Origin of the sequence: Rhodococcus sp. IEGM 1370 (assembly GCF_033142325.1) — a bacterium.
Taxonomy (GTDB): Bacteria; Actinomycetota; Actinomycetes; order Mycobacteriales; family Mycobacteriaceae; genus Rhodococcoides.
Genome location: NZ_JAWLRY010000001.1, coordinates 463,020 through 486,389 on the forward strand (window position 1 = coordinate 463,020; position 23,370 = coordinate 486,389).

22 protein-coding genes are annotated in these 23,370 nt (G+C 65.0%); 16 read left to right on the forward strand and 6 right to left on the reverse strand.

Annotated elements, in window-relative coordinates:
- Positions 1 to 111 precede the first annotated feature (111 nt).
- A complete protein-coding gene (locus tag R4P47_RS02295; protein WP_262498277.1) occupies positions 112 to 759 on the forward strand; it encodes a TetR/AcrR family transcriptional regulator in 648 nt (215 codons plus the stop codon).
- Between the two features lie 39 nt (positions 760 to 798).
- On the opposite strand, the gene R4P47_RS02300 is transcribed toward R4P47_RS02295, so the two are convergent.
- Together R4P47_RS02300 and R4P47_RS02305 are read right to left on the reverse strand one after the other, a co-directional pair.
- Positions 799 to 1,944, reverse strand: coding sequence for an FAD-binding oxidoreductase (locus tag R4P47_RS02300; protein ID WP_317547473.1), 1,146 nt, complete (start codon positions 1,942 to 1,944; stop codon positions 799 to 801).
- On the reverse strand, positions 1,941 to 2,438 hold the full coding sequence (locus R4P47_RS02305) for an Lrp/AsnC family transcriptional regulator (protein WP_094686552.1): 498 nt from the start codon (positions 2,436 to 2,438) through the stop codon (positions 1,941 to 1,943). The genes R4P47_RS02300 and R4P47_RS02305 overlap by 4 nt, the downstream gene beginning before the upstream one ends.
- 170 nt (positions 2,439 to 2,608) lie before the next feature.
- Here R4P47_RS02305 and R4P47_RS02310 point away from each other — a divergent pair, with 170 nt between their 5' ends.
- The 4 genes from R4P47_RS02310 to R4P47_RS02325 all read left to right on the forward strand — a co-directional run bounded on the left by R4P47_RS02310 (position 2,609) and on the right by R4P47_RS02325 (position 5,871).
- The gene (locus tag R4P47_RS02310; RefSeq protein ID WP_149405297.1) at positions 2,609 to 3,181 is read left to right on the forward strand and encodes an antibiotic biosynthesis monooxygenase; all 573 of its coding nucleotides are present in this window, start codon (positions 2,609 to 2,611) and stop codon (positions 3,179 to 3,181) included.
- A 24-nt stretch (positions 3,182 to 3,205) separates the two neighbouring features.
- Positions 3,206 to 3,973, forward strand: a complete 768-nt coding sequence (locus R4P47_RS02315) for a tyrosine-protein phosphatase (RefSeq protein WP_269594331.1) — start codon at positions 3,206 to 3,208, stop codon at positions 3,971 to 3,973.
- Positions 3,974 to 3,989: 16 nt separating this feature from the next.
- Positions 3,990 to 4,514: a peroxiredoxin gene (locus R4P47_RS02320; protein WP_068051633.1), complete on the forward strand. Its 525-nt coding sequence runs from the start codon at positions 3,990 to 3,992 to the stop codon at positions 4,512 to 4,514.
- Positions 4,515 to 4,743: 229 nt separating this feature from the next.
- Positions 4,744 to 5,871, forward strand: coding sequence for a class I SAM-dependent methyltransferase (locus R4P47_RS02325; protein ID WP_269594333.1), 1,128 nt, complete (start codon positions 4,744 to 4,746; stop codon positions 5,869 to 5,871).
- Between the two features lie 3 nt (positions 5,872 to 5,874).
- Here the strand turns inward: R4P47_RS02325 and R4P47_RS02330 are convergent, their stop codons facing one another.
- A complete protein-coding gene (locus R4P47_RS02330) occupies positions 5,875 to 6,300 on the reverse strand; it encodes a hypothetical protein (protein ID WP_068051629.1) in 426 nt (141 codons plus the stop codon).
- 197 nt (positions 6,301 to 6,497) lie between these two features.
- Here R4P47_RS02330 and R4P47_RS02335 point away from each other — a divergent pair, with 197 nt between their 5' ends.
- Positions 6,498 to 7,346, forward strand: a complete 849-nt coding sequence (locus R4P47_RS02335) for a Bax inhibitor-1/YccA family membrane protein (RefSeq protein ID WP_269594334.1) — start codon at positions 6,498 to 6,500, stop codon at positions 7,344 to 7,346.
- Between the two features lie 67 nt (positions 7,347 to 7,413).
- Here R4P47_RS02335 and R4P47_RS02340 read toward each other — a convergent pair whose 3' ends face one another.
- Together R4P47_RS02340 and R4P47_RS02345 are read right to left on the reverse strand one after the other, a co-directional pair.
- Positions 7,414 to 8,634, reverse strand: coding sequence for an acetyl-CoA C-acetyltransferase (locus R4P47_RS02340; protein ID WP_032376585.1), 1,221 nt, complete (start codon positions 8,632 to 8,634; stop codon positions 7,414 to 7,416).
- 71 nt (positions 8,635 to 8,705) lie between these two features.
- On the reverse strand, positions 8,706 to 9,719 hold the full coding sequence (locus R4P47_RS02345; RefSeq protein WP_094611866.1) for an SGNH/GDSL hydrolase family protein: 1,014 nt from the start codon (positions 9,717 to 9,719) through the stop codon (positions 8,706 to 8,708).
- A gap of 96 nt (positions 9,720 to 9,815) precedes the next feature.
- On the opposite strand from R4P47_RS02345, the gene R4P47_RS02350 reads away from it, so the two are divergent.
- Positions 9,816 to 11,201 carry a cystathionine beta-synthase gene (locus tag R4P47_RS02350; protein ID WP_032397585.1) on the forward strand — a complete coding sequence of 462 codons (1,386 nt, stop codon included), beginning with the start codon at positions 9,816 to 9,818 and terminating at the stop codon, positions 11,199 to 11,201.
- A 53-nt stretch (positions 11,202 to 11,254) separates the two neighbouring features.
- On the opposite strand, the gene R4P47_RS02355 is transcribed toward R4P47_RS02350, so the two are convergent.
- A complete protein-coding gene (locus tag R4P47_RS02355; protein WP_094611864.1) occupies positions 11,255 to 12,427 on the reverse strand; it encodes an acyl-CoA dehydrogenase family protein in 1,173 nt (390 codons plus the stop codon).
- A gap of 81 nt (positions 12,428 to 12,508) precedes the next feature.
- Here R4P47_RS02355 and R4P47_RS02360 point away from each other — a divergent pair, with 81 nt between their 5' ends.
- From R4P47_RS02360 to R4P47_RS02400, 9 genes are all read left to right on the forward strand, one after another.
- Complete coding sequence (locus tag R4P47_RS02360; protein ID WP_032376589.1) at positions 12,509 to 13,681, forward strand: cystathionine gamma-synthase; 1,173 nt, start codon at positions 12,509 to 12,511, stop codon at positions 13,679 to 13,681.
- Positions 13,678 to 14,454: a glutamate racemase gene (locus R4P47_RS02365; RefSeq protein WP_317532192.1), complete on the forward strand. Its 777-nt coding sequence runs from the start codon at positions 13,678 to 13,680 to the stop codon at positions 14,452 to 14,454. Before R4P47_RS02360 ends, R4P47_RS02365 begins: the two co-directional genes overlap by 4 nt.
- A 122-nt stretch (positions 14,455 to 14,576) precedes the next feature.
- Complete coding sequence (locus tag R4P47_RS02370; protein ID WP_317532193.1) at positions 14,577 to 15,761, forward strand: MFS transporter; 1,185 nt, start codon at positions 14,577 to 14,579, stop codon at positions 15,759 to 15,761.
- A gap of 197 nt (positions 15,762 to 15,958) precedes the next feature.
- Positions 15,959 to 17,230 carry an NDMA-dependent methanol dehydrogenase gene (gene mdo / locus R4P47_RS02375; RefSeq protein ID WP_269594342.1) on the forward strand — a complete coding sequence of 424 codons (1,272 nt, stop codon included), beginning with the start codon at positions 15,959 to 15,961 and terminating at the stop codon, positions 17,228 to 17,230.
- 73 nt (positions 17,231 to 17,303) lie between these two features.
- Positions 17,304 to 18,341, forward strand: coding sequence for a MadB family AAA-type ATPase (locus R4P47_RS02380; protein WP_149405306.1), 1,038 nt, complete (start codon positions 17,304 to 17,306; stop codon positions 18,339 to 18,341).
- On the forward strand, positions 18,338 to 19,855 hold the full coding sequence (madC, locus tag R4P47_RS02385) for a MadC family VWA domain-containing protein (protein WP_317783995.1): 1,518 nt from the start codon (positions 18,338 to 18,340) through the stop codon (positions 19,853 to 19,855). Before R4P47_RS02380 ends, madC begins: the two co-directional genes overlap by 4 nt.
- A gap of 185 nt (positions 19,856 to 20,040) precedes the next feature.
- On the forward strand, positions 20,041 to 21,228 hold the full coding sequence (locus R4P47_RS02390; protein WP_068051617.1) for an iron-containing alcohol dehydrogenase: 1,188 nt from the start codon (positions 20,041 to 20,043) through the stop codon (positions 21,226 to 21,228).
- Positions 21,225 to 22,580, forward strand: coding sequence for a MadS family sensor histidine kinase (locus R4P47_RS02395; protein ID WP_068051604.1), 1,356 nt, complete (start codon positions 21,225 to 21,227; stop codon positions 22,578 to 22,580). Before R4P47_RS02390 ends, R4P47_RS02395 begins: the two co-directional genes overlap by 4 nt.
- Before the next feature lie 23 nt (positions 22,581 to 22,603).
- Positions 22,604 to 23,257 carry a MadR family response regulator transcription factor gene (locus R4P47_RS02400; RefSeq protein ID WP_032405004.1) on the forward strand — a complete coding sequence of 218 codons (654 nt, stop codon included), beginning with the start codon at positions 22,604 to 22,606 and terminating at the stop codon, positions 23,255 to 23,257.
- Positions 23,258 to 23,370: the final 113 nt, after the last annotated feature.

Consider the following 23,370-nt stretch of genomic DNA (forward strand, 5'->3'; position numbering starts at 1 on the left):
GTACAAGGTGCGGACAACGGACCGCCTAGATAGCTTGAGTCACCATGACAGTGACTGTCAACTTGAATATTACTGGTAAGTTGACGGTGAGAACCCGAAGGAGTGACGAGGATGACCGAACGAGTGTTGGATCTGCGAGAACGACGTCGCCGAGACACCCAGCTCGAGATCTCCTGCGCAGCGCTCGACCTGTTCGAGAAGCAGGGGTGCGCAGCGACGACGGTCGACGAGATCGCGCGTCGGGCAGGGGTATCGCCCAGTACGTTCTTCCGTAGTTTCGCGTCGAAGGAAGAATCCGTCCTCGGAAACGACCCCGAGCTGGACGTCGATCTGCACGCCTGGCTGGCGTCCACGGCACCGGAAAACATCACCATCACCGGAATCGAAGCACTCTACGAGCGATCCGTCGAACGATTTTCCTCCGCACCGGACGAGGTGCGTGATCGTCTCCTTCGCACCCGACGGCTGATCGGGGCCGACGCGCACCTGCGATCCGCGGCCTTCGCCCACGACGCGATGACATTGTGCCGCGTCACCGATGCGGTGGCCGAACGGCTCGGTGGCCACGAATCGCGTTCCTATGCACGACTTCTGGTGGAGGGTGCCGGCATGGTCATGCGCATCGCCTTCGACGACTGGGCCGAGCGGGTCGACGGTGGACAGGACGCCGATCTACTGGACATCTACCGAACCACGGTGCGTGATCTACGACGCGTCGTCGGTAGAGCGGCTGCGCCGCACGTGAGTGAAACTTCGTAGCAGGGGTCGAGTTTTCGTGCACGTGGCGCGAAGCGCCTCTCACCCGAAGCGCTGCGGCGCCACGTCGCCCGGCCGTAGTCCGCGCTCGGTCACATCGACCGGAAGTGGTTGCCGCCGTATCAGAGACGCGCCCACTCTGGCCAGCGCCGCACACGTCTGGATTCCGTATCCGCCCTGACCGGCGCACCAGAAGAAACCTTCGACTTCTCGATCGAAGCCCACGACCGGGGTGCGATCGGGAACGAAACTGCGCAGACCCGCCCAGGACGAGCGCAGATGCCTTCCCGTCAGCGTGGTCGCCTCGGCGATGTCGTCGAACGCCCGCGCGATCTCCAGCTCGTCCGGGCGCGCATCACTCGGTTCGGTGGGCGTCTCGTCCGCAGGCGAACACAAGAGTTGTGCGCCTTCGGGTTTGATGTAGAACTTCTCGTCCATGTCGCTCAACGTCGCAAGATTCGCGGTGTCGAGATTGTCGGGTGCGGCGACCATGAACACCGACCGACGCATCGGCACGAGTCCGATGGGATCGGCTCCCGCCATCGCCCCGAGAACATCCGCCCACGCGCCTGCCGCGTCGACGACGAGCGGCGCGGTGTGGACCGACCCGTCCGTGGTGTGCACGTGCCACAGTCCGTCGACGCGTCGCAGTTGCGTCACACCTGCCCCGGTGTGCACTCGACCACCTCGATCGCGCAGCCCCCGCACGAACCCCTGATGCAACGCGTGTACGTCGACCTCCATCGAATGTGGTTCGTACAGTGCACAATCGATCAGTTCGGGACGCAGCGGCGGAAAGAGCGTCTGCGCGTCGGCCGGGGATACCAGTTGGGCGTCCGGCGTCAGTCGGCTGACGTCCGCGTACATTGCCTCCAGCGCGTCACCTCGGCCGCTGGCCGCGAACTGCAGCAGCGGACGCGGGGCGAGCAATTCGGATCGGAAGTGTTCCGGCGGGTTCGTCAGGAATTCTCGACTCGCCGTCGTCAGAGCGCGAATGGTGCTGTTGCCGTAGGTCTCCAGGAACAGTGCGGCCGAGCGGCCGGTGGTGTGGAAGGCCAGGGTCTTCTCGCGCTCGAGCAGCGTGACGCGTCGGTCGCTCGCGAGTTCGTATCCGAGCGAGACACCCCCGATTCCGCCGCCGATCACGATGACATCGGTGGAGTTCGGATCTCGCTCGGACGTGGTCATGGATTGCTTCCGTTCGTTGTCTCTGCGGTCCACTGCGCGCCCGGTCCGATCGCTTCGTCGAAGATCAGCCAGGTTCGCGTCGACAGTATCCCGTCGAGTCCCTGCAGCTTGTCGAGTACCAGATGGCGTAGCGCCGAGGTGTCGGGAGCTCGCACCAGAACGAGTGCGTCGAAGTCGCCGCCCATGAGGCTGACGTGTTCGACGAACGGAAAGGTGCTCAGGTCGTCGGCGACGGCTCGCCAGGAATCCTGCCGAATGGACAGTGCCACATAGGCCGACGCGCCGAACCCCGCCTTCTCGTAGGCGATGCGTGCGGTGAATCCCTCGATGACACCTTCGTCGACGAGGCGGTCGACGCGCACGTAGGCGTGCGCCCGCGAGATGTGGGTGGCCTCGGCCAGGGCGCGCATGGACATTCGGCCGTCGCGGCTGAGCTCGGTGACGATGCGTCGGTCCACGTCGTCGAGACGGTACTCGGGTCGGTGCTGTGCCATCCGTCCACTCCAGGTCGCTCGGAAAGGGTCTGTGTAGACGAATTGTCACATCTTTCGTGGCCATGAGCCATCGATCTTCGATTCGGCTCTCGATTTGAAAGTCGGTCCATCTGGCCGCACTCTGTGTAGAACACATCGATCCGCGACGAACACGCGCAGAAGGGGTAGTCATGACCACGACCGACACGCTCGATCACGTCACGACCTCGGTCGCACGACGCGTTCGACAGGGATACGAAACAGACTTCGTGGAGTGGACCGATCACGGGATGGATCTGGTCCGAACCTTTCCCGGATTTCTCGGTGGCGGCTGGCTGCGCAGTTCCGGTGATTCCAGCGACTATCACGTGGTGTACCGATTCGAGACCCACGACGACCTCGACGCCTGGCTGCGCTCGGATGCCAGGCGCACCTGGCTCGCCACCGGCCGTCCCATCGCCGACGACGTTGCGACCCATCGACTCTCCGGTGTGGAGGGATGGTTCGAGCCGCAGTCCAACCTCACCGACGCCGTTCGGGTGATCGGTGGACCGCCGCCGCGGTGGAAGCAGGCGATCTCGATCGGCGTGGCCTTCTACGCTGTCAGTCTGCTCGTCAACATCGTTCTCACTCCGCACCTGACGGACCTGAACGTGGCTCTGCGCACCGCACTGGTGGTGATGATGTGCACGCCGCTGATGGTCTACGTGGTGATGCCGTTCGTCACCGCCCGGCTACGGCGGTGGCTGGTACCGCACTCGTAGCTTCACCTTCGATAGGGTCGAAGCATGCCCGACGCCCCGGTACACGATCAATTCGCCCTCGACGGGGCCTGGAACTTCCGTGATCTCGGCGGTGTGCGTACCACGGACGGGGCGACGGTTCGGCCCGGATTGTTCTATCGCGCATCCGAATTGAGCGGGTTGACCGAGGTCGGGCAGCGCGTTGTCGCGGATCTCGGCATCCGTACCGTGTTCGATTTTCGCGGTGATGCGGAGGCCGAGCGAAGCGGTGTCGACAGGGTTCCCGCCGGCGTCGAGTCGATCTCCGTGCCGTACGAGAATCTGAAGGGCGAGCGAGCCCCACACGAGGCGGCACCGATTCTCGACGAGCAGAGTCAGGTGGACTACATGATGCGCGCCTATGCGTCGTTCTCGACTCTCGACGGTGCGTCGCATGCGATCAAGCGGGTGGTGGACGAGATCGTGGGGCGTCGCGGCGGTGTCCTGGTGCACTGCGCAGCGGGTAAGGACCGCGCGGGGTGGACGGTCGCGACGGTGTTGCGAGCGGCAGGCGTCGACGAGGACGACATCGTCGCGGACTATCTGAGGAGCAACGATGCGATGGAGCCGTTGCTCGCGCACGTCCGCCGGACCTGGGCCGGACTCCACGACGTTCTGCCGACCGAGGCGATCCTGGGAGTTCGTGCGTCCTATCTGGAGCACGGATGGGCCACCATGGAGTCGAACCAGGGTTCGTTCGGCGGATATCTGACCCACCTGGGTATCGATCGGGATCTCCGGCAACGCCTGACTGCTGCCCTCGTACAGGGCTGAGCGGTAACCTCGCCCCATGCGCATCGGAAAGACCGCCCCGGACTTCGAGTTGCCGGACCATTCCGGTGAACTGCGTGCGCTTTCCGACCTGACGGCGTCGGGTCCGGTCGTCCTGTTCTTCTATCCGGCGGCCAACAGCCCCATCTGCACAGCCGAAGCGTGTCACTTCAGGGATTTGGGCACGGAATTCGACAGATTCGGCGCACAACGTGTGGGCATCAGTACCGACACCCGAGATCGCAACCATCATTTCGCGCTGCAGAGGTCGTTCGACTTTCCGCTTCTCTCCGATCCCGACGGGGCGGTCGCCGAACAGTTCGGAGTGCGTCGAGGCGGGTGGTTCACGCGGCGGCGTCGGCTCCGAGAGCTCGAACGCGGCCACTCGAACGCGGGCCGTCGCGGATATGTGAGGCAATTACTGTCCGTGAAGCGGACGACATTCGTGATCGATCGGCACCGAGTGGTGCGGATGACGGTGCGGAGCGAGCGCGGTCACGTGCATGCGACCAAGGCGCTCGAGTACCTGCGCTACCTGTCGTGAGAGTTGCTCGTTACGTTCCGAACGTCATTCGTTCGCGCCGCTGAACAGGGCGGTGTAGACGGCAGGCTTCGAAGCTTCGGCGTGTGCATCGGTCGATGCATCGTCAGGATGGCTGAAGAGTGCCTCGTTCTTGTCTTTGTGTTCCATTCCCCGAGCATGCCCCTGATTCGCCGCAATAGCCACTCGCCGCGCGGGCTGTCGTGGGTGTGCAGGGTGGGATACTGCTCGGGTGCCCGATGAATCCCTGTTCGACGCCCTCCGCCGTGAGCCCGACGCCGAGGCACCCAACCTCCATGCCGTCGACGCCGCGGACCGCCTCGTCCTCGATACCGTCGACGAACTCCCCGGAATCGACAGGACGATGCCGATCGCGGTGATCGGCGACAGGTACGGAGCCATGACCCTCGGGGCCGTTTCTCTCGGTTTCACCGCGGTTCGCGTTCATCAGGACGCCGTCACCGGCGCGCGGGCACTCGAGCTGAACGCCGCGCGGGTCTCGTTGTCGGACTCCTACACCCAGCACGCCTTGGGCACCGAGCTGCTGACCGACGTGGGCACAGTACTGATGCAATTGCCGCGAAGTCTTGCCGAACTCACCGAGATCGCCGAGCACATCGCGGCACACGCGGCGGCGGACGTCGTCGTCCTCGCGGGCGGGCGAGACAAGCACATGACCCCCGCGATGAACGACGTCCTGAGAAAGTCGTTCGAGACCGTCACGGCCGGCCGCGGCCGGCAGAAAGCCCGAGTGCTCACCGCAACCGGGGCGGTGGCGTCGGGCATGACGTATCCGGTGAGCAAGCGGATTGCCGATGTGGACATGACGGTGGTGGCGCACGGTGCGGTGTTCGCGGGGGCCGGCCTCGATATCGGAACTCGTTTTCTGCTCGAGTACATACCGAAGATGCTGCCGCGGGCTCGCACCGCCGTCGATTTGGGTTGTGGCACAGGGATTCTCGCCACCGAGCTGGCTCGGACCAGGCCCGAACTCGAGGTGATCGCGACAGATCGCTCGGCGGCAGCGATCGCATCGGCGTCGGCCACTGCGGCGGCGAACGGGACTCGAATTTCGGTGATCGCCGACGACGCGATGTCGACCTTCGATTCCGAATCGGTCGATCTGGTGGTCTGCAATCCACCGTTCCACGAGGGTGCCGCGGTGCACACGGGCGCGGCGAGCAAATTGTTCGCCGCCGCCGGTCGGGTGCTGCGACCGGGCGGACAGATGTGGACGGTCTACAACACACACTTGAACTACCGGCGTGAACTGGCCGACGCGGTGGGTCCAACCGATCTCATGGGCCGCAACGGCAAGTTCACCGTCGCTCGCTCGGTACGCCCGAGCGAGCAACGATGACTGTCAGGTGACCGGGCCGCCGTCTTCGGGAGTTCCGTCGATCTGTCCCCGGTTGCGCCCGAGGTCCTCGACGAGGGTGCCCTCGACGATCTCGGCCTGACGCTGGCCTTCCGCGTAGTCGATGTCGGGATCCTCGTCGGATTCCTCGACGACGTGGTCGACGAGTTCCTCGGTCAGTTCGTCGTCTGGAGTCTCGGTGATCGGGCGGTCGAGTTCCTCCTCGACGGCGATGTCGGGTTCTTCCTCGCTGAGCTTGAGATCCAGGCTCTCGCCCTCGGCAGCCTCGCGAGCGGTGGTGCCGAAGCTGTTGGCCTCGCTCCAATGGTCGGGGGGATCGACCACGGTGTCGCCGTCGTCGTTGCGCACCTCGTCGGAGTCGACGCTTTCACTGGGGTCCAAGGTCTGGTCGGGTCCGTCTTCGATTGCCATTTCCTCATACTGCCCGTTTCGATTCGGTGTCACACACGCGGTCGTCTCCGCGTGTGTGCCCGGTACCCGGTAGAGTCCGTTTTGTCCGTCGTAGAAGTTCTCCTCCTGGGAACTTTTGTCCGGATGTCAGACGTTCTACTGATGACCGACGGGGAGATCCCCGGTGGGGATCAGAACTTACGAAGGGAAGAGACACGGTGCGCACCTCCAGCAACCCGGTGTTCCGCAACCTGCCCAAGCAGCAGGGCGGCGGATACGCCACATTCGGATCTGCGACGGCTGGAGCCTCGCAGGCCGCAACCTTCGGCCAGCATCCCGGAACGCAGGCCGACCCGTACACGACGCAGCCTGCTCAGCGGGCCATGACGATCGACGACGTGGTCACCAAGACCGGCATCACCCTCGGTGTGCTGAGCGTGACGGCGATCATCTCGTACCTATACGCCTCTGCCAACCCCTCGGCAGCGCCCGCACTCTTGATCGCTGGCGGTCTGATCGGGTTCGGTCTGGTCATGTTCGCGACCTTCGGTCGCAAGATGGACAACAAGTTCATCGTGCTCGCGTACGCCGCAGCCGAAGGCGTGTTCCTCGGTGCGCTGTCGCTGGTGTTCACCGGTGAAATCTTCGGCATGAGTGGTGGATCGGGCCTCATCGGCCAGGCGATCCTCGGCACGTTCGGCGTGTTCTTCGGCATGCTGATCGTCTACAAGACCGGAGCCATCCGCGTCACCCCGCGTCTGACCCGCATGATCGTCGGTGCCCTCATCGGTGTCGTCGTGCTGATGCTCGGCAACCTCGTCGCCAGCTTCTTCATGGACGGCGGCTTCGGACTGCGCGACGGTGGGCCCATCGCCATCATCTTCAGCCTCGTCTGCATCGGCATCGCGGCGTTCAGCTTCCTGCTCGACTTCGATCAGGCCGATCAGCTGATCCGCGCACAGGCTCCCGAGAAGGCAGCCTGGGGAGTCGCCCTCGGTCTGACCATCACGCTGGTCTGGCTGTACGTCGAGATCCTGCGTCTGCTGAGCTACTTCCAGAACGACTAGTACTCACACGAAAAAGCCCCGCCGCTCCTTCGAGGAGGGCGGGGCTTTTTCGTTGTGATCTCTCGACTCAGCTGAGTCGTTCCAGCACCATGGCCATACCCATGCCGCCGCCGACGCACATGGTCTCGACGCCGAACGTCTTGTCCTGGGTGGTCAAGTTGTTCAGCAGCGTGGTGGTGATGCGTGCACCGGTCATACCGAACGGGTGGCCGATCGCGATGGCACCGCCGGAGACGTTGAGCTTGTCCTCCTCGATGCCGAGGTCGCGTGCCGATCCCAGGACCTGCACGGCGAAGGCCTCGTTGATCTCGAACAGGTCGATGTCGGAGATCGACATGCCCGCGATCTTCAGCGCCTTGCGGGTGGCCTCGATAGGTCCGAGACCCATGATCTCGGGGGACGTACCGGTGACGCCTGTGGAGACGATGCGGGCCAGCGGGGTCAGGCCCAGTTCCTTGGCCTTGGTGTCGCTCATGATGACCAGCGCTGCTGCGCCGTCGTTGAGCGGGCAGGCGTTGCCTGCAGTGATGGTGCCGTTGGGGCGGAAGACCGGCTTGAGCTGGCTGATCTTCTCGTACGTGGTGCCGGCGCGGGGGCCGTCGTCGGTGTTGACGACAGTGCCGTCGGGCAGGGTCACCGGGGTGATCTCCCGCTCGAAGAAACCGGCGTTGATAGCCTCTTCGGCGCGGTTCTGGCTGCGCACGCCCCAGTGATCCTGGTCCTCGCGGGTGATGCCGGTGAGGAGGGCGACGTTCTCGGCCGTCTGGCCCATCGCGATGTACGCGTCGGGCAGTTCGCCGTTCTCGCGGGGATCGGTCCAGCTGTCCGCGCCCTCTTCCTGTGCCTTCTTGGTGCGGGCCTCGGCGTCGGCGAAGATCGGGTTGTGGCTTTCCGGAAGCGAATCCGAGCTGCCGTGGATGAAGCTCGACACGCTCTCGACACCTGCGGAGATGAACACGTCACCCTCGCCTGCCTTGATCGCGTGCAGCGCCATGCGGGTGGTCTGCAGCGAGGACGAGCAGTAACGCGTGATCGTCGTTCCGGGCAGCGAGTCGTAGCCGAGCTGAACCGCGACGATGCGAGCGAGGTTGTTGCCCTGCATGCCGCCGGGCAGGCCACAGCCCAGGAGCAGGTCGTCGATGTCCTTCGGGTCCAGCGAAGGCACCTTGGCCAGCGCGGCGGCGACCATCTGGGCGGTAAGGTCGTCGGGACGAATGTCCTTGAGCGACCCCTTCATCGCCCTGCCGATCGGTGAGCGCGCGGTGGCGACGATGACTGCCTCTGGCATGAGATCTCCTTCGAATCGATACTGCTTACCTGCTCTGTTACCGCCGAGTAGGCGATGTCTCCTGACCGAACTTACAACCCCGCCCGACCGCCGCCGCCACGACGTACGAGATCCTCGGATGCAGTGACGATCTCGGCGTCGAGCTCCGCCGTTCTGCGACGCAGGAAGCGATCGAGTGCGGCCGTTGCGCGGGGGATGGCTTTGCGTGATTCGACGGCCGCGGACACGGTGGGCAGTTCGGGTAGCGGTCCTCCGTGCCACACCCCCAACGCTGATGCGAGGACCGGCAGAATCTGCTGCGCCGCGAGCTCGTAGCCGGCGGCCGACGGGTGGAAGCGGTCCGCCGAGAACATGGTGTCGGGTGCCGCCAGAAACTCGGGGGAGAGCAGATCCGCCAACGCCACCGGATGTCCGCCTGCACTGAGCGTGCGGGCCGTCTGCGCGTTCGCGAGGCGTCGACCCCAATTGCGGACGACGGTGCGCAGCGGCTGCGGAATGGCCGTCACGACACCGAGATCGGGGCACGTACCCACGGCGACGACGCAGCCCTTGGCGGTGAGCCGCTCCACCGCGTCGCCCAACCGGGCCGCGGACGCCGCGATGGAGAATTTCTTGGTGACGTCGTTCGCGCCGACGAAGATGACCGCCGCGTCCGGGGGCGGGCCCGCGACGAACATCGCGTCGACCTGGCCTTCGAGTCCCTTCGAGGTGGCACCGGCAATCGCCTTGGTACTCAATCGGATTCGTTGCCCGGTTTCCTCGGCCAGTCCGCGTGCGAGCAGCACGCCGGGGACTTCGTCGGCGACGATGCAGCCCACTCCTGCTGCAGTGGAGTCGCCGAAGATCATCAGATGAATATCTGCTGAATTTCCCATCCGCCACCGTTCCGGGGCCGCGCATCCCGCGGTGTAGACGCCGTCGGCCTCCGGTGGTTTGGCGGTGGTGCGCCCGATGACACCGCGTGCCGCAGCGGCCTGCGCCATCAGATGTCGGTACGCGGCCCAGGACGCAGTCCCTGCTCCGGAGCCTGCGAGAACCGTCGCGGCGCTCGCTTTCGCAGCGGTACGCCATCCGCTCGCCGTCACAGATCGATCCCTCTCGTCGCGCCGTCGTCACCATCGTAGGCGGGTGTCGACGGCCGTGACCGAGAGTCGAATACCCGCATCTGGGAAGATGGTGGAATGCGCATCGCTCAGCACATCACCGAACTCATCGGCAACACCCCGTTGGTGAAGTTGTCCACCGTCATCGGCGACGGTGCAGGCACGGTCGCGGCCAAGATCGAGTACCTCAACCCGGGTGGTTCGTCCAAGGACCGCATCGCCGTGAAGATGATCGACGCGGCCGAGGCGTCCGGCGAACTGAAGCCCGGCGGCACCATCGTCGAGCCCACGTCCGGCAACACCGGCGTCGGTCTCGCGCTTGTCGCTCAGCAGCGCGGTTACAAGTGCGTGTTCGTGTGCCCCGACAAGGTCGGCGAGGACAAGCGCAACGTGCTGCGCGCCTACGGAGCCGAGGTCGTCGTCTGCCCGACGGCAGTCGCACCCGAGGATCCCAACAGCTACTACAGCGTCTCCGATCGACTCGTTCGCGAGATCGAGGGAGCCTGGAAGCCCAACCAGTACTCCAACCCCGCAGGTCCGGCCAGCCACTACGAGACCACCGGTCCCGAGATCTGGGCCGACACCGACGGCAAGATCACTCACTTCGTCGCGGGCGTCGGCACCGGTGGCACCATCTCCGGCACCGGCAAGTACCTCAAGGAGGTCTCCGGCGGCAAGGTCAAGGTCATCGGCGTCGACCCCGAGGGCTCGGTGTACTCCGGAGGCACAGGCCGCCCGTACCTCGTCGAGGGCGTCGGCGAGGATTTCTGGCCGACCGCCTACGACCCGTCCATCCCGGACGAGATCATCGCCGTCTCCGATGCCGATTCGTTCGACATGACCCGTCGCCTCGCACGGGAAGAGGGCCTGCTGGTCGGCGGCTCGTGCGGAATGGCTGCCGTTGCTGCTATCCAGGTGGCCGAGCGTGAAGGTCCCGACGCACTGGTCGTCGTTCTGCTGCCCGACGGCGGACGTGGCTACCTGGCCAAGATCTTCAACGATTCCTGGATGTCCTCGTACGGATTCCTGCGGTCCAGGTTGGACGGCACCACCGAGGAGACCTCCGTCGGCGCGGTGCTGCGCGGCAAGTCCGGTGCATTGCCGGATCTGGTGCACACCCACCCGTCCGAGACCGTGCGCGACGCCATCGAAATCCTGCGCGAGTACGGCGTCTCGCAGATGCCCGTCGTCGGAGCCGAGCCGCCCGTCATGGCAGGCGAGGTTGCAGGCAGCGTCACCGAGCGTGATCTGCTCAGCGCCGTGTTCGAGGGTCGCGCGGCGTTGGCAGACCCCGTCGCCAAGCACATGAGCGCGCCGTTCCCGCTGATCGGTGCAGGCGAAACCGTCTCCGACGCCACCAAGGCACTCGGCGAATCCGATGCGCTGATGGTCGTCGAAGAAGGCAAGCCCGTCGGCGTCATCACGCGCCACGATCTGCTCGGATTCCTCAGCAAGGGTGCCTAGCGGCAGTGGTGCGGCTGAGCGCCCCAGGGGGCACTCAACCGCACCACTGTGCGTCAGCGCACGGCGCTGGTACCGGTGAGCGCCTGCCCGATCACCAGTTGATGGACCTCGGATGTGCCCTCGTAGGTGAGGACGGATTCGAGGTTGTTGGCATGTCGGAGCACCGGGTATTCCAGCGTGATTCCGTTGGCTCCCAATATCGTTCGGCATTCACGAGCAATCTTGATCGCTTCGCGCACGTTGTTGAGCTTGCCGAGTGACACCCGCTCGCCCGGCAGTTCGCCCTTGTCTTTAAGTCGGCCCAGGTGCAGTGCGAGCAGTTGCCCCTTGCCGAGTTCGAGTGCCATGTTGGCGAGCTTGGCCTGGGTGAGCTGGTATCCGGCGAGTGGCTTGTCGAACACCGCGCGAGTCTGCGAGTACTCGATGGCAGATTCGATGCAGTCCCGCGCCGCACCCATAGCGCCGAAGACGATGCCGAAGCGGGCCTCGTTGAGGCAGCTCAACGGTCCGCTCAGACCGCGGGCCTCGGGCAGCATCGCGTCGGCAGGCAGTCGAACGTCGTCGAAGACCAACTCACCGGTGATCGACGCACGCAGCGACAGCTTCTTCTTGACCGTGTTGGCGGTGAATCCCGGTGTGTCGGTCGGCACGACGAATCCGCGAATCTTGTCCTCGGTCTGCGCCCACACGACGGCGACGTCGGCGACGGGACCGTTGGTGATCCACATCTTGCTGCCGTTGAGGATCCAGTCGTCACCGTCGCGCTTGGCCCGGGTGAGCATCCCGCCTGGGTTCGATCCGAAGTCGGCCTCGGTGAGCCCGAAGCAGCCGATCAGCGATCCCTCGGCCATGCCCGGAAGCCACTGCTGCTTCTGCTCCTCGGAGCCGTACTTCCAGATGGCGAACATCGCCAACGAGCCCTGCACCGAGACCAACGATCGGATGCCCGAGTCGATCGCCTCGAGCTCGAGGCAGGCCAGGCCGTACGCCGTCGCCGAGGTTCCGGCGCAGCCGTATCCCTCGAGATGCATGCCCAGCAACCCGAGCGAGCCCAGCTCCTTGGCCAGTTCACGCGCCGGCACCGTGCCCTCGTCGAACCAGTCGGCGATGTGCGGACGGATGCGCTCGTTGCCGAACTTGCGGACGGTGTCCCGGATCTGGCGCTCCTCGTCGTCGAGGAGTGAATCGATCGCGAACAGTTCGTCGACGCTCTGGGAGTTGGCCACGGTGCCTCTTTCCGCTGGGGGTTGTCTTCGCAGGTTACCCACGCCCCCGCCGGGCGACGCAGGCCGATTAGGGTGGAGGGCATGAGTGAGCAGCGCAGCAAGGCAGACAACACCTCCTGGCAGGGCTTTTCCACCAAGGCGGTCCATGCCGGGTACGAGCCCGATCCGCTGACCGGCGCGGTGAACGTGCCGATCTACGCCAGCTCCACCTTCGCTCAGGACGGCGTCGGCGGCATGCGCAGCGGTTTCGAGTACGCGCGCACCGGCAACCCGACGCGTCGGCCGCTCGAAGCCAATCTCGCGGCGATCGAGTCCGGCACCTACGGGCGCGCGTTCTCCTCGGGCATGGCAGCCACGGACTGCCTGCTCCGCTCGGCGCTTCGCCCCGGTGATCACCTCGTCATCCCCAACGACGCCTACGGCGGCACGTACCGGTTGATCGACAAGGTCTTCACCCAGTGGGGCATCGAGTACTCGGTGGCTGCAGTGTCGGACGTCGACGAGGTCCGCGCAGCGATGCGTCCGAACACCAAGCTCGTCTGGGTCGAGACACCTACCAACCCGTTGCTCAACGTCGGTGACATCGAGGCCCTCTCGGGCGTCGCACACGAGGGCGGGGCCAAGCTGGTCGTCGACAACACCTTCGCGTCCCCGTACCTGCAGCAGCCCCTGAGTCTCGGTGCCGACGTGGTGCTGCACTCGACCACCAAGTACATCGGCGGACACTCCGATGTCGTCGGCGGCGCATTGGTGACCGACAGCGAGGAACTGGACACGGCCTTCGCGTTCCTGCAGAACGGCGCGGGTGGCGTTCCCGGACCGTTCGACGCGTTCCTGACCTTGCGCGGCATCAAGACTCTTGCGCTGCGGATGGAGCGACACAGCGACAATGCCGAGAAGATCGTCGAATTCCTCGACGGGCATCCGGCCATCTCGCAGGTCATCTACCCCGGACTCGAATCTCACCCGTCTCATGCTGTCGCCGCGAAGCAGATGCGACGGTTCGGCGGGATGGTCTCCGTTCGTCTGGCCGGTGGCAAGCAGGCTGCGCTGGACTTCTGCGCGAAGACCGAGATCTTCACGCTCGCCGAGTCTCTGGGCGGCGTCGAATCGTTGATCGAGCATCCCGGTGCGATGACCCACGCCTCGACGGCCGGTTCGTTGCTCGAGGTGCCCGACGATCTGGTGCGTCTGTCGGTCGGTATCGAGGACGGCGCCGATCTGGTCGGTGACGTCGAGCAAGCGCTGGCATGATCGTCGCACTGATCGACTCGGGCCTCGGGATGCTCCCGACGGCTGCGCGGCTGCGACAAGCGCGCCCCGAGCTCGATCTGGTGCTGATGATGGACCCCGACAACGCTCCGTGGGGACCCAAACCCGATGGGTGGGTCGTCGATCGAGTGGTCGGCACCGCCCAGCATGCAGTCGAACTCGGTGCCGAGGTGGTCGTGCTTCCCTGCAACACCGCCAGTGTGACGGCGCTGAGTCACGTTCGGGCCGCGCTCGGTGACACGATTCCGGTGGTGGGTACCGTTCCGGCGATCAAACCCGCTGCAGCGGTGAGTGATCGGATAGCGATCTGGGCGACGGCGGCCACGACCGCGAGCGCCTATCAGGGGCGTTTGATCGAGCAGTTCGCCTCGCACCGAACGGTGACGAGTGTGGCGTGCCACGGACTGGCGGATTCGATCGACCGTGGTGACGAGCGGGGGATCGGTGCCGCCATCACCGCGGCCGTGGCCGCGACACCCACGGACGTCGAATCGATCGTGCTGGGTTGCACGCACTACCCACTGGTGTTGGACCGGATCGTTTCGCAGCTGCCGGGCGACGTCACGATGTTCGACAGCGCCGAGGCGGTGGCCAACCAGACGGTGCGACGCGTCGACGAAGTCGGTTCGAGCGGCTCGGGCACCGGCCGTGTCTCGGTGTGGTTGAGCGGAATCGAGGGCGACTTGCCCGCGAGCGCGCAGCGGTACCGCGAAGGAAAACTGCTGCGGGGCGACGCACGAGCCGAGCAACACTGACCGTCGGGGAATGCGGGGCGCTCCCGAGCGTTGTCTTTCACTGAGCTAACGGTTACTGCGGTGAAGGGAAACACATGGTCGGCGTGGGCACTCGGACTCCAGTGGAACGGACGGCGGTGCGCATGCCGCATCGGTACGCGTTCTGGGTCGTCGGCGTCGCCTTTCTGGTTCTGATGGCGTCCGCGTCGGCACCGTCACCGCTGTACCCGGTGTACCAACAGGCCTGGGGATTCAGCGCTCTCACCCTCACGGTCATCTTTGCCGTCTATGCGGTCGCGTTGCTGTCAACGTTGCTCACCGTAGGCAGTCTGTCGGACCACATCGGGCGCAAACCCATTCTGATCGCCTCACTGATTCTCCTTGCGGTCAGCTTGATGCTGTTCATCGTCGCCGACAGCGTCCCGGTACTCCTCGCGGCTCGCGTCGTGCAGGGAACTGCCGCGGGTGCGGCCACCGGTGCGCTGAGCGCAGCCGTCATCGACCTGCAGCCCGACGCGTCCACCGGACCGTTGCTCAACAGTGTCGCGCCCTCTCTCGGTCTGGCAAGCGGCGCGCTCGGGGCCGGATTGCTGGTCCAATTGGCACCTGCGCCCGACATCTTGGTGTTCGCACTGCTGATCGGCGCGGCACTGATCCTCGCGGTGGCATTGCTGTTCGTCCCCGAGACCTCGGCACTGCGTGGCTTCGATTCCCGCCGTCACCTCGCCTCGACCCTGCTGCCGAGGATGTCGATCCCCACGTCGGTGCGGGCACCGTTCCTGCTCATCGCTCCCGCTCTGTTCGCGACCTGGTCGCTCGGCGGGTTTCACCTCTCGCTCGGGCCGTCCATCATCGGCACGGTGTTCGGCGTGGACAACCACATAGTGGGCGGGTTGGAGATTTTCGCGATGTTCGCCTCGGGCGCGGTGGCAGCTGCACTGGTACGCAACGGGTTTCCCCGCACCGTGATGATGATCGGGGCGACGGTGTTGGCGGCAGGTGTCGCGCTCTCCCTGGTGTCGGTGCAGATCGAGTCGATCGTGCTGTACTTCGTCGGGGCTGTCATCGCCGGATCGGGCTGGGGAGCAACGTTCCTCGGTTCGATGCGCACGCTCGGCGCGCTGGTCCCCGCAGCGGAGCGAGGTGGGGTGTTCGCCACGACGTTCGTCATCAGCTACCTCGCGTTCAGCCTGCCCGCCGTGGTCGCCGGGCTGGCCGTGCATCGCCTCGGCCTGAGCACGACGGTGCAAGTGTACGGAGGGTTCGTCATCACGCTGGCGCTGATCTCGGTTCTCGGATTCTCTCTGGCGCAGCGGCGAGATCGATAGTGCACCAAAGCTTGTGAGTTCTCCTCTGCCGAGGGTGAGCGAGTACTCCTACCCGATCGGGTAGTTCGGTCGAGTCGTTGGCAGGGTTCCCGCCTCGAGGTGTTCCCACGCGGTACCGGGCAGGGGAGTGTGGTCATCAGTGAGACGCCGATCACAGAAGAAGGCGTCTTGTACTCACACTCACCGAGGAGACACCGATGGTCATCGAGCTCAACCAGATCTGGGAATTCCCCATCAAGGAGTTTCACCCGCTGCCGCGCGCCAAGCTGGGAGTCGGCGCCCACGACATGATCGGTGTCGAGGCCAAGGAACTCGGATTCAAGCGCTCGCTGCTGGTCACGACCGGTCTGCGCGGATCGGGCATCATCGAGGAACTGATCGGCAAGATCGAGTACCAGGGCGTCGAGGTGGTCCTCTACGACAAGGTCGAGTCCAACCCCAAGGACTACAACGTCATGGACGGTGCCGCGCTGTACCAGAAGGAGAAGTGCGACAGCGTCATCTCCGTCGGTGGTGGCTCGAGCCACGATGCGGCCAAGGGCATCCGCGTCGTCGTCGCCCACGATGGCCGCAACATCAACGAGTTCGAGGGATTCTCCAAGTCCACCAACAAGCAGAACCCGCCGCACATCGCCGTATCGACCACTGCCGGAACGGGTTCGGAGACATCCTGGGCCTACGTCATCACCGACACCTCGGACATGGAGAAGCCGCACAAGTGGCTCGCCTTCGACGAGGCGTCGACACCGACGCTGGCACTGGACGACCCGCTGCTCTACTACACCTGCCCCCAGCAGTGGACCGCGTTCTGCGGCTTCGACGTCCTCGCCCACGGCGCAGAGCCGTACGTCTCGCGGCTGGACTTCGCGCCGTCGCTGGGCAACGCGATCTACTCGATCGGGCTGGTCTCCAAGCATCTTCGTGAAGCTGTGTACGACCCGGGCAACCTGAAGGCTCGCGAGGGCATGATGAACGCCCAGTACATCGCCACACAGGCCTTCAACTCCGGTGGACTCGGCGTCATCCACTCGATCTCGCACGCGATCAGCGCTTTCTACGACAGCGCGCACGGCCTCAACAACGCCATCGCTCTACCGCGCGTGTGGGAGTACAACCTGCCCTCGCGTTACGAGCGCTACGCCGAGATCGCCGTGGCCATGGGCGTGGACACGAAGAACATGACTACCGTTCAGGCTGCCGACGCGGCAGTCGAGGCGGCCATCAGGCTCGCCAAGGACGTCGGAATTCCGGACAACTTCGGATCGATCCGTTCGGCGACGTACGACAAGAACCGGATGAACACCGGCAAGTACGCCGGCAAGGGCGACGTGATCAAGGGCGACGAGAAGTCGGTACTGAAGATCTCCGAGCACATCCAGGAAGACTGGTGCACCCCGGGCAACCCCCGTGAGGTGACCGTCCAGTCGATGCTCCCCGTCGTCTCGCACGCGATCAACGAGTCTTACTGATGCTTCGCAGTGGTGCGGTTGTGTGCCCCGGGCGGCGCACAACCGCACCACTGCGCCGCCTGAAAGGAAGCACATGACCTCGCTGTCGACAGTGCGTAGCGACGACACCGGCACCGTTCGATTCACCGACGCCGCCGATCTGCAGCGCGCGCTCGGAGAGCAGGACTACATCGCGGACGACGATCTCGCCACCGTGGTGCATCTGGCGACAGCACTCGATCGCCCACTGCTGCTCGAAGGCCCCGCGGGCGTGGGCAAGACCGAGCTGGCGAAGTCCCTGGCCGCGGCGAGCGGACGCAAGCTGGTGCGCCTGCAGTGCTACGAGGGTCTCGACGACAATCGGGCCCTCTACGAGTGGGACTACGCCAAGCAACTTCTGCACGTGCAGATGCTGCGCGAGCACATCGGCGCACTCACCCAGCACGTCACCGACATCGACGACGCCTCGAAGATGCTCGCCGCCAAAGACTTCGGCCTCTACTCCGAGCCCTTCCTCGCCGTGCGGCCCCTGTTGGAATCGGTGCTCTCCGAGGAGCCGGTGGTGCTCCTGGTCGACGAGGTCGATCGCACCGAGGAATCGATGGAGGCCTTGCTGCTCGAGGTGCTTGCCGAGAAGCAGGTGACGATCCCCGAGGTCGGTACGTTCACCGCGCGCAGCGATCCGTGGGTGATACTGACCTCCAACGACACTCGTGAGCTGTCGTCGGCCCTCAAACGTCGCTGTCTGCATTTCCATCTCGATTATCCGACCGCGGCGCGTGAGCGCGAGATCGTCACTGCTCGTGCCCCCGAGGTGCCCGCGCACATCGTGTCCGAGATCGTGGAGCTGGCAACGGAATTGCGTGAGCTACCGCTCCGCAAGAGCCCGTCGATCTCGGAAGTGATCGATGCGGCTCGTATCGCCTCGGTCCTCGGTCATACCGAAGACACCCGCAAGTACCTGCTCGCGGCCCTGGTGAAGTACTCGTCGGACATGAAGATCGCGCTGGCCGGACCGGTCGCAGAAACACCCTCTGCAGCAACATCACTCGGAACGGTCGTCAACACGACCGCGTCGGCCTTCAGAGGGCACGGTGGACGCGACAAGGGTGGCATCGGAATACGACGATGACCGTGGCACAAACGTTCTCGGCATCGGTGGTGCTCGATGTGCTGGCTGCGGTGTTCGGGCGCACGCTCAGGCACTTCGGAGTAGCGGCGTCGCCGGCAGAGGTCATCGAGGTACGACGCGTCCTCGGACTTCTCGGGGCACGTGACCTGGCGGTGTTGCGCGCGGCCTTGCGTGCGACGTGCGCCAAGTACGACCACGAACAGCACGGTTTCGATCTGGCCTTCGAGTCGATGTTCAGGGCACTCGTCGAGAGCGCCACGGACGAACATCATTCACCCTTGGGGGCGCAGGTAGCGGGCGGATTGCCGACGGACCTGGACGTCGGCGCAGACGAGGAAGCGGCCAAATACGCCGAGTACAACGAGCGTGCGGTCGAAATCGGTGATCTGCTCGACGCCCCGGAAGCGGACAAGGGCTTCAACCCGCACAAGGACGACGACGACATCAGTCTCTCGTCCGAGGACCACGATCTGTCGATCGACACCGACGGCGACATGGGTCGACGGGGTGTCACATACACCGTCGACCTGGAGCGGTCCGGGTCGACGGCGGCCGGGGAGTTGGCGTCGAGCACCAGCGGAGCTGTTGCGGGACAGCTGAACTGGGAGGATCCGGCGAGCATCCTGGCGTGGTTCGATGCCTACGATCCGAGTAGCGTCTACGGTGACGGGGGTGAATCCGGTCCACTGAGTGCCGCGATGCTCGACCGCATCACCGATGCCGTCGAGGCTTTCGTCGCGGCACTGGGGGACGTGACGGGGACGATGTCGTCACCGGTGCCGGTCGACGGCGCGGCGCAGGCGATCGGCCGGCACGCCGAGATCGAGCGCGCGAGTCACGAAGTGCTCAAACACATGCGGGGCACTCCTCGCCCACGACCACGCGAACATTCACGCGGACCGCTCGACATGCGGCGCACCGTCCGGTCCAGTCTGCGTACCGACGGCATCCCGTTCCGTCTGGTGACCAAAACCCCTGTGCCGGGAAAGGTTCGGTTGCTGGTACTGGCGGACGTGTCGTTGTCGGTTCGGCCCATCACCGCGTTCACCCTGAGGCTTGCGCAAGCCATGCATGCGCGCGCACACCGATGCACGGTGATGGGGTTCGTCGACGCACCGGTCGATGTGACGACCACCTTGCTCGGCAGTACCGGCGACGGCGCACTGGCCGCGGTGCTGGCGGACGCGCGGCTGGACCTCGAAGCGAGCAGCGATTACGGCAGAACCTTCACCGATCTGTTGCAGTCACACCCAGAAGTCCTGGACAAGCGCACCGCGGTCATCATCGTCGGTGACGGCCGGTGCAACGGACGCCCGGCCGGCCTGGAGGCCCTGGACGAGATCCGGTCGAAGGTGCACCGCATCGCGTGGATCACCCCCGAAGCTCGTCGTTACTGGGCGCAGGCAGCGTGCTCGATGGAGGACTACGAGCGAATTTGCGACCGGGTCGTCGTCGCGCGGGATGGCGAACAGTTGACCTCGCAGGCGGCCGAACTGGGCCATGCGCTGTCCTGACCTGACCGATCGTGCCGCCTACCTACCCGATCGGGCAGGTAGGAACCTGGCCCGGTGCTGGTGGGATCGGACCAGCCGTGCTCGTAAGGTTGTAACCTGAATCACAGGTCCGAGAGTTCTGGGATCGATGGACAGCGAGGGTGTGAACGGTGGACCAGGCAGCTACGGCGGACGTCGGCAAGGCGCTGCACGACCTCGATGCGCAGCGCAGCCGAGCCGAGACGCCACGAGTTCTCAAATTCCACGCACCCGAGATCGTGTTCGGTCCGGATTCGCTGGGCGAGGTCGCGCACGCGACATGTCGTCTCGGTGGGGTCCGGCCGATGCTCGTCACGGACTCGGGGCTGATCGAGAGCGGCTGGGCCGGGCAGCTGGTCGACCTACTCGTTGCCCAGGGCCTCGACCCCCAGGTCTGGAGCGCGCTCACGCCCAATCCCAAGGACGTCGAAATCGAGGCCGGGCACGGCTACTACGCAGAGAACGGTTGCGACGTGCTGGTGGCGATCGGCGGTGGGTCGGTCATGGATGCGGCCAAGGGGATCGCCATCCTCGCGGGTAACGGCGGCAGAATCCTCGACTACGAGGGCGTCGATCAGGCCACTCGGCCGATTCCCCCGCTGGTGATGGTGCCCACGACATCGGGCACCGGGGCCGACGTCTCGCAGTTCTGCATCGTCACCGACACGGCGCGCTCGACCAAGATCACCATCCTCGGCCGGGCACTCGTTCCCGATATCACCGTGATCGATCCGATGTTGCTCACCACGATGCCCGAATGGCTCAACGCGGCAACCGGTTTGGACGCTCTGACGCACGGAATCGAGGCATTCGTCTCTCTGGGTCACAACCAGCTCACCGACCACCATGCACTCCGGGCCATCACCATGGTGATGTCGCAGTTGGCACGCACCATCGACGAGCCCACCGATATGGCCGCACGTGGTTCGATGGCGCAGGCAAGTCTGGAGGCCGGTCTGGCCTTCACGAACGCGATTCTCGGTGCCACACATGCCATGAGCCATCAGGTGGGAGGGCTCCTCGACCTCCCGCACGGGGTGATCAACGGAGTGCTGCTGCCGCATGTCATTCGTTTCAACGCCGCGGAGGATCCGTTGCCCTACGTGGCCATCGCGACGAGCCTCGGATTGCCGGAAGGCAGAGCCAGGCCGGAGGAAGCCGCCATGGCTGTGGCGGACCGTGTCGATCGCCTTGCACGTCAGGTCGGCGTTCCCACCGGGCTGGCACAGATCGGTGTCCGCGAGTCCGATCTGGATGTGTTGGCCACCAACGCTTTACATGATGCCTGTATGTCCACCAATCCGCGTTCCGCCACGCACCGCGAGATGGTCGATCTGTTCAGGAGTGCGCTGTGACGTCCGGACCCGACCTGTCGCTGCTGACGGGACTGCGTTCGGGCAAGAACACGTTCTACCCCCAATATCGCGGCGCGGCCGAACGTTTGGAGCGCGTCGTCTATGCGCTGGAACTGATCTCGCGGGCACTGGTTCGGACGGTCGACGGGCCCGAGACGCTGGTGTGCGCGGTCGCGGAAGCAGCTCGTGCCCATCTGAGCGCACGCTGGGTGGTCTTCGCTCTTGCCGATGGCGCTCTGCCGGATGCCGGTCCTCGTCGACTCGTGCTCGGACCCGACGCCACACCGTTTCTGGTCGACAACGTCGAGGGGCCACCGTTGCCGGACGACGTCGTCGACTGCCTCGAGTCGATTCGGCAGTCGACGTGCGGCGACGGGCAGACACCTGTGATCTCCGCTCATCACGCCTTCGTGCCGATCGCGTTCGACGGAGGCGTCGTGGGTGCTTTCGCGGCGTGGACCGGAGAGCAGCGGGTGCTCGACGCCACCGACGCGGCGGTGTTGAGCATTCTGGCCAGTCAAACGGCGGTGGCGCTGCAGAATTCGGCGCTCTTCCAGAGTCGACGGCAATTGCTCGAGCGGACCGAGAGTGCCTATGCCCAGGCGAACCGCACAGCGGCCGATCTCGCAGCCCGCAATGCCGAACTGTTGCTGACACAGCGGCAATTGGGTGCCGCGCACCGGCATCAGGTCCTCGACGACGAACGCCACCGCATCGCTCGCGAATTGCACGACAGCGTCACTCAGGCCGTGTTGTCCGCTGGTATGCAGATCGAAGTGTGTCGCAGCGAGATCTCGGCCGAAGAACGCAGCGACAGATTGGATCTTGCGAAGGATCTGACGCGTCGAGCTGTGGAACAACTGCGGTCGGCGATCTACGCGCTCAATCATCCGCAGGACGCCGATCGAACGTCGCTTCCCGAAATGCTCGAACAGCTCTCCGTGGTCCACATGCCCGACGAGTTGCAGGTCTCGTTGCGTGTGGAGGGAACCCCCGTCGAGCTGAGCAGCGAGTGCGAGCATGCCTTGCTCCGTATCGCCGGCGAAGCATTGTTCAACACAGCGGTGCACGCGCACGCGTCGCGGGCGATTCTTCGGTTGACCTATTCGCTCGATCAGGTGCAGTTGTCGATCGCCGACGACGGCGACGGCGATCCGGCCCACCTGCGAATGATGCTGCACCTGGCCGAGTCCACCGATGTCGACGGCCGCCACCGCGGATTGGCGAACATGGCGGCCCGCACCCGTGAACACGGCGGGGTCTTCGAGATTCGCCGCGCCCGAACCGGGGGTGTGCGTGTGGCAGTGCGCATTCCCTTCCAGGAAAGATCCGAGAAGGGCGAAACACAGTGAGCGTTCCGACGGTTCGCACGGGCATGGGGCAGGTGGCGGCACCTACTGTCCGCATCGTCCTGGTCGACGATCATGCAATTCTGCGCGACGGGCTGCGTTCGGTGCTCGAGCGCGAGTCGGATCTGACGATCGTGGGGGAGGCGTCGACGCGGGAGGAGGGATTGGCCGTCGTCGCGCGGGTCGAGCCCGATATCGTGCTGATGGATCTCAAGCTCTCGGCCAGTTCGGATTACGAGGGCCTTGCCTTGTGCGCACAATTGGCCAAGGCGCACAACGGAATCGGATTACTGGTGCTCACAACTTTCCTCGACGACCGACTCGTGGTGGAGGCGGTGCACGCCGGTGCGCGCGGATACGTCGTCAAGGACGTCGATACCACCGAACTGGTGCGGGCGATACGTGCTGTCTCGCGAGGCGAGAGTGCCTTCGATTCGCGGAGTGCCTCGGCTGTCGTGCGATCACTCAACGGCACGCCGAGCAGCATAGAACGGCTGACCGAGCGCGAACTCGAAGTACTCAGGTTGCTTGCGACGGGCCTGTCCAACAACATGATCGGGACCCGACTGTTCATCTCGGCGACGACAGTGAAATTTCACGTCAGCAACATCATGCGCAAGCTCGCAGTGTCTCGGCGAGCCGAGGCCGTGTACGCGGCGAGCAAGCAGGGGTTGATCTGAGCGACGCCCAAACATCCGAAGGTGCGGGGAAGCTCTCCGCGCCCCACCCCCCCGGGTGTGAGGAGAGTGCACACATTTCGTAACGCAAATGCCTCGGATGGCTTACGCCCAGG